The following is a 15,879-nucleotide window of genomic DNA, read 5'->3' as shown; positions in this document are numbered from 1 at the left end:
GTAACCATGCAATTCGGCATCTTCAGTATCGGGGATTTAACCACTGACCCCAACTCAGGAAAAACTCCCTCTGAGGCCGAGCGCATCCGCAACTTAACGGAGATTGCACTCAAGGCCGAGGAGGTAGGCCTTGATGTCTTTGCCACCGGCGAGCACCACAACCCGCCCTTCGTGCCGTCCTCACCTACCACGCACTTGGCCTATATCGCCGCGCAGACTAAGCGCTTGCAGCTCTCGACTGCAACGACTCTTATTACTACAAATGACCCAGTCAAGATCGCAGAGGACTATGCCTTCCTGCAGCACCTTGCACAAGGACGAGTAGACCTCATGCTGGGCCGCGGAAATACGGGCCCGGTCTATCCGTGGTTTGGCAAGGATATCCAGCAAGGCATTCCCTTGGCTATTGAAAATTATCACCTGCTGCGCAGGCTCTGGCGCGAGCCAGTTGTTAATTGGCAAGGAAAGTTCCGCACAGGCTTGGAAGGGTTTACCGCGACCCCGGCGCCGCTGGATGGAATTCCACCCTTTGTCTGGCACGGCTCAATTCGTTCGCCGCAAATTGCCGAGCAAGCTGCTTATTACGGCGATGGTTTCTTCCATAACAATATCTTTTGGAATAAGGAACACACTGCTCAGATGGTAGATCTCTACCGCCGTCGTTTTGCAAGCTACGGCCAGGGCCAAGCGGACCAAGCGATTGTAGGCCTTGGTGGCCAGGTCTTTATCGGCGATACCGAGCAAGAGGCTAAAGATTTCTTCCGCCCCTACTTCGACAATGCCCCGGTCTATGGACACGGCCCCAGCCTCGAAGAATTCACGGCCCAGACCCCATTGACCGTTGGCACCGTGGAGCAAGTAATTGAAAAGACCCTCAGTTTTGCTGACTGGGCCGGGGACTACCAGCGTCAGCTTTTCCTCATCGATCATGCCGGGCTACCGCAAGAAGTAGTCCTCGAGCAGATAGAAATCCTTGGCACCCAAGTAGTCCCCGAGCTGCGACGACGCTTTGAACAACGCCGTCCCAGCCACGTTCCTTCTAACCCGCCGACGCACGCTAGCTTGCTCGCTGAGCCCAATTCTTCTCACCTGCAGGTCAGCCCTGGAAAGGAACACTAGTTATGCGCTCCCTACTCGTTATTTCAGCTGGATTATCGCAACCGTCTTCCTCTCGCCGGCTGGCAGACATGCTTGCAGAGGCTACCCGCGCCAAAATCTCCGCGCGCGGTGAAGGGACCCAGATCGATGTCATTGAGATTCGCGATTTGGCTTTCGAACTAGCTACTGCCATGACAGATCGGACTGCGTCGACGCCGGAGTTGGCCCGGGCCCAGGAGTGCATTGCTCAGGCCGATGGGCTTATTGCCGTCACCCCTGTATTTCAGGGAAGCTACTCAGGCCTCTTCAAGATGTTCTTTGATACCTTGAAGCCCCATGCACTAGACGATCTTCCCACCATTATCGCAGCTACAGCTGGTTCTTCGCGCCACTCCCTAATTTTGGATTACGCGCTTCGCCCACTGTTTAATCAACTCCACGCAAATATCGTGCCAACGGGAGTTTTTCAGGCTGCGGAAGACTTGGGCACTCCAGAAGGAGAACGCATTGTCACCCGCATTGAGCGCTCTGCCATTCAGTTAGCTGACCAAATGGTTGCCCCCAGGGACAGGGTGTCTGGAATCGCTGGCGAGCTGGAGGGGTTGGGTGGCCACTCTACTGTGCGGCTAGCCAAGGAGAACTTCATCCCCTTGGGAAAGCTCCTGAATGGATACGGCGACTAGGCCACAGGCGCGGTCGGTACTTCGCATAGGCGGCGATTGATAGAAGGTGTGACTTTCGCTACGCTGGGCACAGAAAATTTGCCTCTCCCCTCGCTTCCGGCTTTGCCCCTTGATACGAGAAAAGCCCTAGGAACCAAACACATATCCACCCAGAAAGGTTCGGCACAGCTTAACTATGACAATTAGCGTCACGGACATCTTCTCCATCGGCATCGGCCCGTCCTCTTCGCACACCGTTGGGCCCATGCGCGCGGCTAAGCAATTCCTCGATTCCCTCGAGAAGCACCCGGCGAAGGTGTATACCGAGTTGCGCGGTTCTCTTTCTGCCACTGGCCGCGGGCATGCCTCCGACCGCGCTGTCATCCTCGGTCTCGCTGGCTGGGATCCACTAAGCGTGCCTATCGACGCCGAGCCGCACGCAGGTGGATTTATTCCCAGTGAAGGAACGATTTCTGGCCCCCGCGGCACGGTGGACTATGAGATCGCTTTTGATAACGAACCACTTCCTCAACACCCCAATGGCATGATTTTTAGTGCTTGGGATGAAAGCGGCAACCTCATCGCAGAAAAGGAAGAGTACTTCTCTGTCGGCGGCGGCTTTATTCTCTCTCGCTCCGAGCTTGATGCGGAAGTCGCCGAAAGCAATGAGGTGCCCGCTGGCGTAGCCGCAGCGCAGGTTGATGACACCGTTCCTTACCATTTCACCACGGGCGAAGAATTGCTCAATCTGTGCGAAGCCCATGACAAGGCAATCTGGGAGATCGTGCTAGCCAATGAGGAAGCCTTGCACCGTGACGAAGGCGGCGCCGAATTCGTTTTGCGGCACCTTGATCTGGTCTGGGACATCATGCGGGAGTGCGTGACCGAAGGCATTTCCACCAAAGGCCTGCTACCGGGTGGGTTGCGTGTGCCACGTCGCGCCCCGAAGATGTACGCCCAGTTGCTGGAAAATCAGGATGACACCAGCTGTGGATTCTCTGCCATGGAGTGGGTCAATCTCTACGCCCTCGCGGTCAATGAGCAAAACGCGGCCGGTGGCCGCGTCATTACCGCACCTACTAATGGTGCGTGCGGCATCATTCCAGCGGTACTGCATTATGCGCGCGATTTCCGCGCAGACTTCACCCGTTCTACCGCCCGGCGCTACCTATTGACCGCCGGTGCTATCGGCATGATCATCAAAGAAAATGCGTCCATCTCCGGAGCTGAGGTGGGCTGCCAAGGCGAGGTAGGTTCCGCCTCCGCTATGGCCGCTGCGGGTATGGCAGAGCTGCTCGGCGCTACTCCGGCGCAGGTAGAAAATGCCGCGGAGATCGCATTGGAGCATAACTTGGGCCTGACCTGCGACCCAGTTGGCGGATTGGTGCAGATTCCGTGCATCGAACGCAATGCCATCGGTGCGGTTAAATCCATCAATGCCGCACGCATGGCCAAGATGGGCGAAGGCACTCATCATGTGACCTTGGATAATGCAGTGCAAACTATGGCAGAGACCGGCCGCGATATGCTCTCCAAATACAAGGAAACCTCCCTGGGCGGATTGGCTAAGACCATGGGCTTTAGTGTGTCCCAGGTGGAGTGCTAAAACAGACTCCATGCGCGCAGATGCCCTTCACCGCCGCACAGCTATTATTGCCGCGGCGTGTCAGTTATTCCGATCCCACGGCGATAATGTCGCTTTGGATAAGGTAGCCGCACAGGCTGGGGTGAGTGTAGCCACCGTCTATCGCAACTTCCCTAACCGCGCGAGCCTTATCCGCGCTTGCGCAGAATATATGGGCGATGCCTTTGCGAGGTTCCAACAGCGTCTCATCGCTGACTTTGAGGATCCTAAGAATTCCGGCAATGACTATGTCCGCGCTTATGCCACCCATATCCTTACCATGGAGCTTAATACCCTTATCCCTGCCTTCATCCCTCAGGATTTGGATTCTCTGAGCCCCGAGCTAACCGCTCAGCGTGACCTCTTGGAGAGCAATGGGCGCAGGTTTATTGAGCTTGGGCAACAGCACGGCGAGATCGGCCCCGGAGTCACCCACCTCGAGTTCATTGTGGGCCTTCTCAGCTTGGCGCGGCCCCGCGAGGTCGATGTTGAGGCCTACCAGCCGGACCTCCAAGAAATGATTATTGATCTGTACTTGGCGGGTATTAAAAGAGGGCACCGCGCCTAAGCGCGATGCCCACCGGCTACAAAAACCTAAGCCTCGCCGTGCATTTCGCGTGTAAGGACGGAAACTAGGTCAGAGACATTGACGTCGTGCTGCTCATGCGCGGCTAGGTCCTTGAGCGCAACGGTGCCGTTTTCTAGCTCCTGCTCGCCCAGTACCAGAGCGAAGCGCGCACCTGCGCGGTCCGCACCCTTCATCGCGCCCTTGAGGCCACGGTCTCCAAAAGACATATCCGCGGAAATGCCGGCCTTGCGGAGATCATTGATAAGAGTGGTCATGGTGCGCTTTGCGGAGGCACCCAGCGCCACGCCAAAGACGTCCACGCGAGAATCTACGCCTTCTAGGGTGATGCCCTCGGCTTCAAGAGCCAGCAGGGCGCGGTCGACGCCCAAGCCATAGCCAATGCCGGATAGGTCTTGGCCGCCCAGCTGGGCCATCAGGCCGTCGTAGCGTCCACCGCCACCGATACCGGACTGCGCACCAAGGCCGTCGTGGACGAACTCGAAGCAGGTCTTAGTGTAGTAATCCAGTCCGCGCACCATGCGCGGATTAATCTCATAAGCTACGCCCATATCATCCAACATGCCGGTAACGGTCTCGAAATGCTCGCGGCATTCCGCATTAAGGTGGTCGAGCATCAAGGGGGCATCGACAAGCTGCTCTTGGACCTCCGGACGCTTATCATCCAGCACACGCAGAGGATTGATCTCAGCACGGTGGCGGGTCTCTTCATCCAAATCGAGCTTAAAGAGGAACTCCTGCAGCTTCTCCCGGTAAGCCGGGCGGCAATTGCGATCGCCTAAGCTGGTGAGCTCGAGGCGGAAGCCGCTGAGCCCCAGCGCGCGGAAGGAACGGTCTGCCAAAGCAATGACCTCGGCGTCTAGCGCGGGATCGTCGACACCAATTGCCTCCACGCCCACCTGCTGGAGCTGGCGGTAGCGACCGGCCTGCGGGCGTTCGTAGCGGAAGAACGGACCAAAATAGTTAAGCTTCACGGGCAGTTGGCCACGGTCCAAGTTGTGCTCAATGACAGAGCGCATCACGCCGGCAGTACCCTCCGGGCGCAAGGTAACGGAGCGGTCACCGCGATCGGCGAAGGTGTACATCTCTTTAGATACCACGTCCGTGGACTCGCCTACGCCACGAGCAAAAAGCGCGGTGTCTTCAAAAATGGGCAGCTCAATGTGCTGGAAGCCGGAGAGATGTGCCTGCTCCACCATGGTCTGGCGCACCTTATAGAATGCGGCCGACTGCGGTGGGAAATAGTCTGGGACACCTTTAGGAGCGGACAGGGCCTGAAACTGCTTTTTATTACTCACGGGTATTACAGTACCTCCCTCAATGTAGCGAAGAAGGGATTGGTCGCCCTCTCCTTACGCATGGTTGTGGTGGGACCATGGCCGGGCAGAATGTCGAGGTTATCCGCCAAACTCCACACTGGGCCCGCAAGGGACTTCTGCATGGCTTTGGGATCCGAGTGAGGTAGGTCGGTGCGACCAATGGCACCGGCAAAGAGCACATCACCGGTTAAGGCAAAATCCTCAGCAATGATCATGGTGCATCCCGGAGAATGCCCGGGTGCGTGCTTCAAGCTGAAGGTGTGGCCGAGGAGTTCTAGGATTTCCCCGTCTTGTAGCTCGCGCACATCGTTGATTGGGGTCATATGGGCGGCGTCGAAAAGCTCCTGTGCCTGGGGCGAAACACCTTCGCCGCTGGCGAGCATAAACTTGTCAGCGGGGTGAATATAAACAGGGATATCGAGCTTTTCGGCAAGGGATCCGGCGTCCCGGGTGTGGTCAATGTGGCCGTGGGTAAGCACGATAGCCTCATAGTCCAAGTCATGCTCTAGGACTTTTTCCATCGCATCCATGCCGGGATCGACGATAAAGGCGCGACGGCCCTCCGCAATCACATAGGTATTGGTCTGAAAGGGACCGGCAGTAAAACCGAAAATTTCCATACCCACCACCCTAGCTGCCCAGATAATAAAGAGCCGTCCGGCCCCGTCTTCGTAGATGAACCTCGACCAGCAACGCCGTGAGGCCTAGCTCAAAACATCCCACACCTTCTCGTAGTCAAGCTGGGTGACAACACCTGGAACCATTTGTGTGTGCATCACCCGGTGATTTTCATCGGCCACGACCACAGAACGGGCAAGGAGGCCTTCCAATACGGAATCGCGTACGGTCACGCCGAACTTCTCTCCAAAATCCGATCGAAATGCGGAGGCGGCGATGACATCAGCAATGCCTTCCGCAGCGCAAAAACGCTTGAGGGTAAAAGGCAAGTCACGAGAAACGCAAAGAATCTTAGTGTTATCTAGCTGCGCAACCTGCTCATGGAAACGGCGCAGTTGCTCCTGGCAGGAAGGGGTTTCGATAGAGGGAAAGATGGAGATAATAAGGCGCGTGCCCGCGAAAGTCTCATTGTTAATCTGACTCAGGTCCGTACCGATGAGTTCGAATTCGGGCAGCGGGTCTCCCACTGCGGGAAGTTCACCAACGGTGGGTGTTGGCGGGTCGATAAAATCTGGTTCAACCATAGAAACCAGAGTACTTATGACTTGGCTCAATAGCCATTGACTAGCCCGATTTACGTGCCCACGCTTTCTTCGAAGTATGGAACCGCTAAACTCGGTCAGGTTGAATCATGCCACCGAAAATCGCTAGAAAGGTTGACTCCCGGTGCCAAATAATAAAAAGCGCGGCGAAGAGGCGCTGAGCAAGCTCGAGCGCGAGCTAAAATCCCGCGAACGCAAGCAAAAGACACGCCCGCTGGGCGTTGTCTTCGCGTCCCTCGTAGTAATCCTCGCCTTGGTAGGCGGTATTTACTACTTGTCGACCCGCGAAGGCGACGATGAGAAGGTCCAGGCTGAGGAGTCCTCCGCAGCTGAGACCTCGCAGCAAACCCCACAGGCACAGCCCATTGCAGATAAGCGTGCAAAGGCTCTGCCGGATACCGTGACCTGTAAGTACGAGGACACCGGTCAAGATTCCAATGGTGCGACTAAGCCGAATGGAAAGGATATTTCCACCAAGGGCACCGTTACCGTTTCCTTTGAGACTTCTCAGGGCACCATTGAGATGGAGATGGATCGTGCCAAGGCGCCGTGTGCCACCAACGCAATTTCTGAGTTGGCAAAGTCTGGCTACTACGACAACACCGTTTGCCACCGTATGACCTCGGGTGGTCTCAACGTCTTGCAGTGTGGCGATCCGACCGGTTCCGGTTCCGGCGGCCCTGGCTTCAGCTTCGCTGATGAGTACCCCACCGACGAGGTGGATGAGAAGGATGCCCAGAACCCCGTTATCTACCCGCGCGGCTCCGTCGCCATGGCAAATAGCGGTCCAGACACCAATGGTTCTCAGTTCTTCCTCAACTATGACGATTCTGAGTTGACCCCGAACTACACCTACTTCGCCACCATTACCGATGAAGGTATGAAGACGATGGACAAGATTGCCAAGAACGGTGTCGAAGGCGGCCAGCCAGACGGCAAGCCAGCAAAGGAAGTCAAGATCAAGAAGGCAACCGTCAAGGCCTAGGCGCTTTAAAAGCCCTGCTTGGCGACGCCTCCCCCTGCCACCACCGCACCCCCCTAACGGGGGCAAGGGTTAAGCCCCGCGCATTCGTCACTTTCACAACGTACGGACGCGCCGGGGCTTTTACTTTCCTTAATTTAACCTGAGCCTGAATATGAGCCCTTAGCTGCAGAAACACTAAGCCTCTAAAATTCCCCTAGTTCACACTAGCCACAAGAGTAAACTTGCAGCACACAGCAGACTTTCAGATATTTCAGCGAGTAAACAGAGACCTGCCAATACTGTTGCGGAAGCCTGTCAGCCTGTCTAGTATTTGAAACGTCTTTGAACGCACCAAGCTTGTTAGGAATCAAACATGAAGCTTTTCTCCCGCAAGGCACTCGTTGCCGGCGCAACCGCTCTGTCCATGACCTTCGCTGGCACCACCGTTGCTACCGCTGCCGAGACCACTCCAGCGTCCTCCACCGAGAACAAGGAGTCCGCCGCTGCGACCACCACCAATGGCGCTGAGCCGACCGAGGAGGGTTCCTCCATCAAGGATATGGATCCTAAGGAAATCAAGGCTTGGATCGGCGTTGTTACCTCCGTCATCGGCGCTCTGGGAACCCTGTTCGCCTTCGCAAATAAGTACCTCGACCTGCCTTTCGGCAACAAGTAAGGTCACCGCTTCATAGCGATTCTTAAGCCGCTGCATTCCAAATGGGAATGCAGCGGCTTTTTTGTAGGCTTTTGAGCAATCGGAAGAACTGCTCGACGCTAGTGCTTTCGAGTCTTAGGAATGCTTCTAGGACTCTTTGGCGTCTTCAATGTACTCGGACCCTACGAGGTCTTTGAAAAGCTCTGGATCGATTGTTTGACCGACCCTGATGACAGAGATATGACCCGTGGGCTCCAGGATCATAATCTGTACGTCCTGCATACGGCTAATGCCTGCCTTGCGGGCAGCAGAATAGATATCTGACTTAGTAATATGTGCCAGGGTCAAGTTATCCTCAACCATTTTCCCGCGAAATACTAGGAGAACTGGGCGCCGGTCAAGAAAGCGAGTCCACTTCACCACTTTGCGGATAGTACCGAACGCGGCCTCTAGAGCCATCAGAGTAGTCAAACCGATTACGCCGGCGGCCAGGGTCGGTGGATTACCCACAATGACACGGCCTGCAACCGCGCCGAACATAATGATGATGATGGCATCTGAGGCCGTCATGGAAGTAAGGACCCGGGAGCCAAATATCTTCACTAGGACCATGAAGGATAGATAAATGCCCAAAGTGGCCAATACGACAACGGGGATACGGTGCCATTCAATGCCTAGTTGATAGGTAATTTCGCGCAGGAAGAGGTCTAGAGTATCCACGGTTGATTAGGTTACCTGGCTGCTGCACGGCATACAGAAAAGGCGGAGCGATACTCCCCCGTTCAGGAAGAACCGCTCCGCCTAGCGCCGTGATGGCTTAGAGGTGGAATTGCTTGCGCAGGTCCTCAATCATCTTGCGCGCTGGGGCAGGAAGAATCTGCGGGTTCATACCCACAACCGCAACACCAGCTACCAGCGCCGCAACAATGGCAAATACTGCGCTGCCCATGGAAGAACCGTTAGAGGACAAGGAGGAACCCTTCGGCTCGGGCTTAGCACCCGGCTCCTGGGAGCCCTCGCCGCTTACCTCGATAGGCAGAGTTGCCTTTGTGCCGGCGTCAGTGGTGATTTCGAGGTTTTGCTTGCCGCTGAGGTTTTCTGGAACGGTGAGCTTTACCGTTGCACGTCCGCGCTCGCCAAATTGCGCATCGCCTTCCTGGGCAGCGTTGTCGATGTCGACGGTCTGCTCAGCGTCACCCAACTTCACGGTTGCCTTCTTGGCCATCGGCTCACCCTCGGTGGAGTAATTAAGGCTAGACAGATTGACGGTAATTTCCTTACCCGGCTTCACCTCACCTTCAACGTGGGCACCGATTTGACCTTGTCCGGTGCGGACCTCAGATTCACCCGACTTGATGTAGTCAATCATGGCCTGAGTGTCCATGTAGCCCACATCGTTTTTGTCCTTGATGGAACCAGCGTTGAAATAGCCATCGCCGCCGGGTTCTTCGTCACTAGAAGCAAGGAAGGACGACAGCGCGATGGAATAATCCTTCTTCGGGTCAATCTGTTCGCCGTTGATGGTCACGGACTTTACCCGCTCACCCTTATTGGCCTTCTGGTCGTAGACCACCTGCACATTATTGGAAAGCCCCATGGCCAAGCGCGGACGGCTGCCTTCCTGCCACTGGTTTTCCAAAGCATTGATGAACTCCTCGCCGGAAATCTTTGCGGTAATCACGGAGTTACCAAACGGCTGCACCTCAAAGATGTCCTTGTAGGTAACGTCGCCACCCTTCAGGTCAGCACGCACACCACCGGCGTTCATGACACCGATCTCGATATCCTTACCTACCTGCTTGCTCATGGCATAGCGTTGGCCATCTGCGATGAAGTTATTGAGGGTGGATTCTACGCCACGGTTGGAGCCTGCCTCTGCGCCTTCGTCAGAGCCACGGAACAGGTCCTGCTTGACGTTTCCTGCAGTCTTGGAGCCTTCTACCTCGGCTTCCTTTTGTGCCTTTTCCACCACAGCTGCAATGCCAGCGTCCGGCTCGACAGCGGCAGCGTCGGTAGCATCGTACTGGCTGAGTTTGATGTCGGTTACCTTCTTGGCGGACTTGTCAAAGGTAATGTCGACGTCGTTAAGCAACTTGCCATACTCATGCCCCTGCGCCCATTGCAACGGGAGTGCACCTTCGCGCGGGACTTCGCCCTTGGTGCGCTGGTGAGTATCGCCGCCGAAAAGCACGTCTACGTCTTTACTGAAGCCCTCGGCATATTCTTGGGCATCCTCGTGGAAAAGGGCGACAACAACGTCCGCTTCGCCGGACTCCTTTAGCCGGGCGGCCTCTTCATTGGTTGCCTTTACTGGATCCGTGAAGGTAACGCCCGGGATCTTGGCCGCAGATACCTTGTACTTGGTATTTTCCGTCACGGTTCCGACATAGCCCACCTTGACGCCGTCCACGTCTTCAACGTGAGAAGGCTTAAGCAAGGGCTTGCCGTCTTTAAGCACGTTGGCACCCAAGATGGGATACGTGGAGTTCGGCTGAATGCGCTCGGTTAGATCCTCGGTGCCCTTATCAAACTCGTGGTTGCCCACTGCGGATACCTTCATGCCCATCTGATTGAGAGCCTCAAGGGTGTACTTGTCATCAGAAATTGCAGATACAAAGGCAGAGCCGCCTACGTTATCGCCCGAAGAAGTCAGGTTGAATTCCTGACCTTCATTGACCTGCTTGATTAGGGACTGCAAACGAGCCACGCCAATTTCATCGCCGGCCTTTGCTGGGGCGCCGATCTTGTCCTCCAAGTGACCGTGAATATCGGTGATATTGGTGACAGAGATGGTGGTCATGTTTTCTTGTGCGACCGCCTGCGCGCCGGAGAGAGCTACAGCGGATACGGTAGTGGCGGCCACAAGTTGGCCGATGCGGCGAAACTGCATTGAAATACTCCTAGATTGTAGAAAGCAACAGGATAATTTATATCGCTTTACTAACAACTTGGCAGGAGAAACTAAGCTCGCTTGCTGGGGATTTACCTGGCAGAAGCCGAAAATTCATACACTGGTAACCAGCCCGAAGCCTTCGCGTTGCTTGCCCCGCCCCTCCTTGAGGGTAAGGAGAAAGCGCGCTAAGCAGTTACTCGGTAAACGTCGAAGACGCCTTCCGTATTGCGCAAGGTCGTCATTAACGTGCCCAGCTGCTTGGTGTCTGACACCGAGAACGTAAACCTAACCGTCGCAATGTGGTCATCACCCCGGTTGGAGTTCATGGTCAAAACGTTGATGTTCTCATCACTCATAACGCGGGTGAGCTCTGAAAGAAGGCCTTGCCGGTCAAGGGCTTCCAATTGCAACGTCGCAGAGAAAGCACCGGTAGCGGAGGTCCCAGAAGACCAGGCCACCTCTAGCATGCGCTCGGGTTCTGCTTTGAGCTTTTCCGCGTTGGTGCAGTCGGCTCGGTGCACTGATACTCCGCCGCCGCGGGTTACGAAACCAAAGATGGTATCGCCTGGTACAGGCTGGCAGCATTTGGCGAGCTTGGCCATTACATCAGGGCTGCCCTCCACCAAGATGCCGGTGCCCGATGCGGAGTCCTCGGTGTGCTGGGCACGGGAATTTTCAATCTCAGACAGCGGCGTGCGCGAGGCCAAAGTGTCAATTGCATCGTCCTGGTCCCCAAACATGGCAACCAATTGATTGGCAACATGTTGCGCAGATACTTGGCCCGCGCCGATAGCGGTATACAGCGAATCGACATCAGCGTGGTGTAGCTGCTCCGCCACCTGCTTCATGGATCTGGCGGTAAACAGGCGGTGCATCGGCAGGCCGCCTCGCTGGACCTCAGTGGCTAGAGCATCTCGCCCAGCCTCCAAATGTTCTTCGCGGCGCTCTTTGGCAAACCACTGCCGTACCTTAGTCTTAGCGCGTGCAGATACCAGAAAGTCCTGCCAATCACGGGACGGGCCTGCGTTAGGGTCTTTAGAAGTAAAGATCTCAACCTTGTCACCGGATTTTAGCTTCGATTCCAGTGCTACCAGCTTGCCATTGACCTTGGCACCGATACACCTATGCCCCACTTCGGTATGTACTGCATAGGCAAAGTCCACCGGAGTAGAACCTGCTGGCAGATTTACTACGTCACCCTTAGGGGTAAAGGCAAAGATTTGCTTAGCGGTAAGGTCATAGCGCAGGGAATCTAGGAACTCATTAGGGTCAGCTGCTTCCTTCTGCCAGTCCAGAAGTTGGCGCATCCACGCCATCTGGTCCACTTCTTCTTGGTGGCCCGAGTTCTTGCCCTTGGTTTCCTTGTAACGCCAGTGAGCGGCCACGCCAAATTCGGCGTTGTAGTGCATCTCGTGGGTGCGTACCTGGACCTCCAGCGTGGCACCACCATCGCCTAGCACTGTGGTGTGCAGCGATTGATAGACACCAAATCGCGGCGAAGAAATATAGTCCTTAAAGCGCCCGGGCAGAGCTTGGTAGATCGAGTGAACCACGCCAATTGCGGCATAACAGCTATTGACATCCTCTACTAGGATGCGGATACCCACTAGGTCAAAAATCTCTGCAAAGTCGCGGCCACGTACGATCATCTTTTGGTAGATGGACCAGTAGTGCTTTGGCCGGCCCATAACCTCAGCTTCAATGCCGTTTTCCTTCAATGCCGCACTAACTTGGCTAATGATCTCTTTGAGCGCGCGGTCACGCGAGGGGGCGCGGTCTGCCACCATGCGCACAATCTCGTCGTACTTTTTGGGGTACAGGATGGCAAAGGATAGGTCCTCCAGCTCCCACTTCACACTGGCCATGCCTAAGCGGTGAGCTAATGGAGCGATAACCTCGAGGGTTTGGCGCGCCTTTTTGGCCTGCTTTTCGGGCGGGAGGAACCGCATCGTACGCATATTGTGCAGGCGGTCGCTTACCTTAATGACCAAGACGCGCGGGTCAGTGGCCATGGCTACGATCATCTTGCGGATGGTTTCCGCCTCTGCGGCCGAGCCCAGCGCCACCTTATCCAACTTCGTCACACCGTCAACCAGCCGGGCCACCTCGGGGCCGAAATCCCTGGTGAGGTCGTCTAAGGAGTAGTCCGTATCCTCCACCGTATCGTGCAAGAGCGCTGCCACGATGGTGGTGGTGTCCATACCAATTTCCGCAGCGATCGTAGCAACGGCAAGTGGGTGGGTGATATAAGGTTCTCCAGATTTGCGGAAAACCCCTTCATGCAGACGCTCGGCGGTGTTATAAGCACGATTGAGCAGGTCTGAGTCGGCCTTAGGGTGAAACTTGCGGTGGATGGACATCAGCGGGTCCAGCACCGGATTCACCCTGACTCGGCCGCCTGTGAGCGAACGGGCAAGGCGAGCCGACATGCTACGCATACCGCCGCCGGTCTGGCGCTTTACGGGTTTATCCATGGCCATTTCTACCGCCCTTCACAGTGCCACGGGCCATATTGGCCTCATATTCGTCTAGATCGTGGGATCTAGCTTAGACACTTCATCTTAGTCTGTGGCATTTAGCACAATGAGCGGCGGGCCGGATAAACGCTCACGCCCATTGAGGCCTTTGACTTCCAGCACAACGACGTTGCCGGCAACCTCGGCACCCGCGGACTCGAGCAGAAGTTTCGCACCATGGAGGGTGCCACCGGTGGCTAGGACGTCGTCGACAAGCACTACGCGCTTGCCCTTGATGTCGACGCCGCTGGCCGGAATCTCCAGCGCCGCCGAGCCGTATTCCAGCTCGTATTCCTCGGTGTATACCGGAGGAGGAAGCTTGCCCTTCTTGCGGATGGCTAGGATACCCAGGCCCATCTTGTAGGCCACGGCCGAGCCGAGGAGGAAGCCACGGGCATCTAGGCCACCGATCATGTCCGCGCCCAGTTCCTCGCAGGCGGCCGCTAAGCCGTCTACGACGGTGCGAAAAGCCTCTGGGTCTGCCAAAACTGGGGTGAGATCTTCGAAGAGGATACCCTCCTCTGGGAAGTCTTGAACGAGGCGAACCTTATCCTTGAGAGCCTGTGCTGCTGATTCGTAGTGCGAACTCATAATCTTCCTTGAGAAATAATTGCGAGAGGTCGTTAACGGCCGCTGTTGCGGGTCCTACTTCTTTTCGGTTGGAGCGGTGCTACGCCAGCGATCCATATTCCAACCGATGCCCGAGACGCCAGTGTACGGCAGGACACCTTCCACGTCGCGGCGGACGAGGAAGACACGCGGCTGCGCGGAGAGCGGAATGGACGGAATATCCTTCCACAAAGCTTCTTCTGTCTTCTTAAGCTCCGCAGAGTTTTTCATACTAGCTTCGACCGCGGAGTACTCCGTCTGAGGATCTACCGGTCCAAGGAAAGCGTCGACGGTAGGTGCCCAGGTTTCTGGATCCATTTCCAGGTAGTGCTGAGACATAAACTCCGCAGACGCATCCTCGATGGTGATTCCGGCCGGCTCACAGGATGCACGGAGCTGTTCCACCATCGCTGCGTAACGCTTATCCGGTCCTAAGTAGCCTACCTTGATGGTCGTTCCATTCAGATTCCCCGCCTGCGCCAGATCGGTACCCTGGTGCTCCTTGCCCACTTTGTCGAGGCCGCCGGCAACCGGGTTGGTGACGGAAACGGTGCGCACATAAGCCGGTGGCACCTCTACGCCAGAGGCCGCGGAGCTTGCCTGAGCCACCGCCTGCTGATCGACGCACGCAGCGAAGCTCTCGCGTGCCCACGGCTCGGCGAATACCCCAGCCTCAGACAGCGTCAGCGTATCCGTTAGCTCGCCTACCATTGGGGTAGCTTCATAGGAGTCCTCCTCTGACTCACTTTGATTCCGGTCAAGCCAGTCAGGGGTTGCATTGGCGGCGTCGACCACGCGCAGCGCCCCCTTATTTACCAGATTTTGCGCGTCAGCATCCGCTGGCCACACCACAACGTGGTCCTCGGCTGGCGCATCCCCAAAGTATTTTTCGTTCGCTTTGAGGATAACCTCGCCCTCATCGCCTATCTTGTCGATGACATAGGGGCCAAAAGACACTTGCAGTTTTGGATCGAGTTGATCCTTTGCCACAGAGAAGCCATACCGCCATGCCTGGGCAACTGGATCTAGCGCTTGCATATCTTCGGCTGCCAGCGCTGCATTAAGCTCCTCAAGGCTCAACCCAGCCTTTTCTGCCAGCGCATGGGCGGGCATGACCGTTCCGGCGCCAAACATATGGCGCCAGCGCTGCCCCTGATCCTTATTAAAGGTCAACGTAAACGATTTGCTGTGGGGTTCGCAGCTGAAATTCGCAATGTCATTCATCAGCGGCATATGGGAGGCAAATTCAGCCGGATGGGTGCCGGCAACGTAAGTCAAATAGTAATCATCACAGGTCACGGGAGTGCCATCGGAGAAGACGGCATCCTCGGCCAAGGTCAGCTGGACGCTGCGCTGGTCGCTACCCTCAGCGGGCGGGAGCTCTTCCGTTTCTACTAGGTCTGCATTGGGGATCAATTCGCCCGCGGGACCAGGTACGAAAAGGCCAGGATATAGGCGCGTGGACAACAGTCCGGCGGAGCTGGCAGAACCAAAGGAGGTGCCTGCGTTGGTAGTGGCCAGACGGGAATTTACCTGGTACCCAAAGTATCCATAGGATTCTGGTTCCTGGGGCGCAGCCGAAGAATCATCCTCGCCACCCTGCCCGCTGCAGGCAGATGCAGCCAGGGCGAGTGCGGATACGCATGAAGCAAGGGCCCGCCTCCCCCAATGACGTCCTCCAGAACTGCTCTTTTCCTTAAGCATGGTTATGTGCCCTCACTTCAGCTAGCGAT

Annotated in this window: 14 protein-coding genes; 6 read left to right on the top strand and 8 right to left on the bottom strand. The window is 56.2% G+C overall.

What is annotated here, in order from left to right; all coding sequences use genetic code 11:
* Positions 1–6: 6 nt before the first annotated feature.
* From WMP97_RS09795 to WMP97_RS09780, 4 genes are all read left to right on the top strand, one after another.
* On the top strand, positions 7–1,119 hold the full coding sequence (locus WMP97_RS09795; RefSeq protein WP_340440413.1) for an LLM class flavin-dependent oxidoreductase: 1,113 nt from the start codon (positions 7–9) through the stop codon (positions 1,117–1,119).
* A gap of 2 nt (positions 1,120–1,121) precedes the next feature.
* Positions 1,122–1,781 (top strand): FMN reductase, encoded by a 660-nt coding sequence (locus WMP97_RS09790; protein ID WP_239204073.1) that lies wholly within the window; start codon positions 1,122–1,124, stop codon positions 1,779–1,781.
* A gap of 175 nt (positions 1,782–1,956) precedes the next feature.
* Complete coding sequence (locus WMP97_RS09785) at positions 1,957–3,366, top strand: L-serine ammonia-lyase (RefSeq protein WP_239204075.1); 1,410 nt, start codon at positions 1,957–1,959, stop codon at positions 3,364–3,366.
* A gap of 10 nt (positions 3,367–3,376) precedes the next feature.
* Positions 3,377–3,952 (top strand): TetR/AcrR family transcriptional regulator, encoded by a 576-nt coding sequence (locus tag WMP97_RS09780; RefSeq protein ID WP_239204077.1) that lies wholly within the window; start codon positions 3,377–3,379, stop codon positions 3,950–3,952.
* 26 nt (positions 3,953–3,978) lie between these two features.
* Here WMP97_RS09780 and hisS read toward each other — a convergent pair whose 3' ends face one another.
* From hisS to tpx, 3 genes are all read right to left on the bottom strand, one after another.
* The gene (hisS, locus tag WMP97_RS09775; protein WP_049360699.1) at positions 3,979–5,268 is read right to left on the bottom strand and encodes a histidine--tRNA ligase; all 1,290 of its coding nucleotides are present in this window, start codon (positions 5,266–5,268) and stop codon (positions 3,979–3,981) included.
* A 5-nt stretch (positions 5,269–5,273) separates the two neighbouring features.
* A complete protein-coding gene (locus tag WMP97_RS09770) occupies positions 5,274–5,909 on the bottom strand; it encodes an MBL fold metallo-hydrolase (RefSeq protein ID WP_340440412.1) in 636 nt (211 codons plus the stop codon).
* An 84-nt stretch (positions 5,910–5,993) separates the two neighbouring features.
* On the bottom strand, positions 5,994–6,491 hold the full coding sequence (gene tpx, locus WMP97_RS09765; RefSeq protein ID WP_340440411.1) for a thiol peroxidase: 498 nt from the start codon (positions 6,489–6,491) through the stop codon (positions 5,994–5,996).
* Positions 6,492–6,633: 142 nt separating this feature from the next.
* Here tpx and WMP97_RS09760 point away from each other — a divergent pair, with 142 nt between their 5' ends.
* A complete protein-coding gene (locus WMP97_RS09760; RefSeq protein ID WP_023021443.1) occupies positions 6,634–7,494 on the top strand; it encodes a peptidylprolyl isomerase in 861 nt (286 codons plus the stop codon).
* A gap of 352 nt (positions 7,495–7,846) precedes the next feature.
* On the top strand, positions 7,847–8,149 hold the full coding sequence (locus WMP97_RS09755; protein WP_200287419.1) for a hypothetical protein: 303 nt from the start codon (positions 7,847–7,849) through the stop codon (positions 8,147–8,149).
* Positions 8,150–8,275: 126 nt separating this feature from the next.
* Here WMP97_RS09755 and WMP97_RS09750 read toward each other — a convergent pair whose 3' ends face one another.
* The 5 genes from WMP97_RS09750 to WMP97_RS09730 form a co-directional block, all read right to left on the bottom strand.
* Positions 8,276–8,848, bottom strand: coding sequence for a DUF421 domain-containing protein (locus WMP97_RS09750; RefSeq protein ID WP_023021441.1), 573 nt, complete (start codon positions 8,846–8,848; stop codon positions 8,276–8,278).
* A gap of 97 nt (positions 8,849–8,945) precedes the next feature.
* Positions 8,946–11,018 (bottom strand): bifunctional metallophosphatase/5'-nucleotidase, encoded by a 2,073-nt coding sequence (locus WMP97_RS09745; protein WP_340440410.1) that lies wholly within the window; start codon positions 11,016–11,018, stop codon positions 8,946–8,948.
* Positions 11,019–11,206: 188 nt separating this feature from the next.
* Entirely contained in the window at positions 11,207–13,495 is a 2,289-nt protein-coding gene (locus WMP97_RS09740; RefSeq protein WP_156900699.1) for a RelA/SpoT family protein, read from the bottom strand.
* An 87-nt stretch (positions 13,496–13,582) separates the two neighbouring features.
* Positions 13,583–14,128: an adenine phosphoribosyltransferase gene (locus tag WMP97_RS09735; RefSeq protein ID WP_005324978.1), complete on the bottom strand. Its 546-nt coding sequence runs from the start codon at positions 14,126–14,128 to the stop codon at positions 13,583–13,585.
* 54 nt (positions 14,129–14,182) lie between these two features.
* Positions 14,183–15,850 carry an ABC transporter substrate-binding protein gene (locus WMP97_RS09730; RefSeq protein WP_340440409.1) on the bottom strand — a complete coding sequence of 556 codons (1,668 nt, stop codon included), beginning with the start codon at positions 15,848–15,850 and terminating at the stop codon, positions 14,183–14,185.
* Between the last annotated feature and the right edge of the window lie 29 nt (positions 15,851–15,879).

The organism is Corynebacterium sp. KPL4072, assembly GCF_037908395.1.
GTDB lineage: Bacteria > Actinomycetota > Actinomycetes > Mycobacteriales > Mycobacteriaceae > Corynebacterium > Corynebacterium kefirresidentii.
This window is presented reverse-complemented; position numbering and strand designations above follow the sequence as displayed.

Coding starts and splice junctions, on each gene's coding strand:
- WMP97_RS09795 (WP_340440413.1), top strand. CDS start 7: ATGCAATTCGGCATCTTCAGTATCGGGGATTTAACCACTGACCCCAAC.
- WMP97_RS09790 (WP_239204073.1), top strand. CDS start 1,122: ATGCGCTCCCTACTCGTTATTTCAGCTGGATTATCGCAACCGTCTTCC.
- WMP97_RS09785 (WP_239204075.1), top strand. CDS start 1,957: ATGACAATTAGCGTCACGGACATCTTCTCCATCGGCATCGGCCCGTCC.
- WMP97_RS09780 (WP_239204077.1), top strand. CDS start 3,377: ATGCGCGCAGATGCCCTTCACCGCCGCACAGCTATTATTGCCGCGGCG.
- WMP97_RS09770 (WP_340440412.1), bottom strand. CDS start 5,909: ATGGAAATTTTCGGTTTTACTGCCGGTCCCTTTCAGACCAATACCTAT.
- tpx (WP_340440411.1), bottom strand. CDS start 6,491: ATGGTTGAACCAGATTTTATCGACCCGCCAACACCCACCGTTGGTGAA.
- WMP97_RS09755 (WP_200287419.1), top strand. CDS start 7,847: ATGAAGCTTTTCTCCCGCAAGGCACTCGTTGCCGGCGCAACCGCTCTG.
- WMP97_RS09745 (WP_340440410.1), bottom strand. CDS start 11,018: ATGCAGTTTCGCCGCATCGGCCAACTTGTGGCCGCCACTACCGTATCC.
- WMP97_RS09740 (WP_156900699.1), bottom strand. CDS start 13,495: ATGGATAAACCCGTAAAGCGCCAGACCGGCGGCGGTATGCGTAGCATG.
- WMP97_RS09735 (WP_005324978.1), bottom strand. CDS start 14,128: ATGAGTTCGCACTACGAATCAGCAGCACAGGCTCTCAAGGATAAGGTT.
- WMP97_RS09730 (WP_340440409.1), bottom strand. CDS start 15,850: ATGCTTAAGGAAAAGAGCAGTTCTGGAGGACGTCATTGGGGGAGGCGG.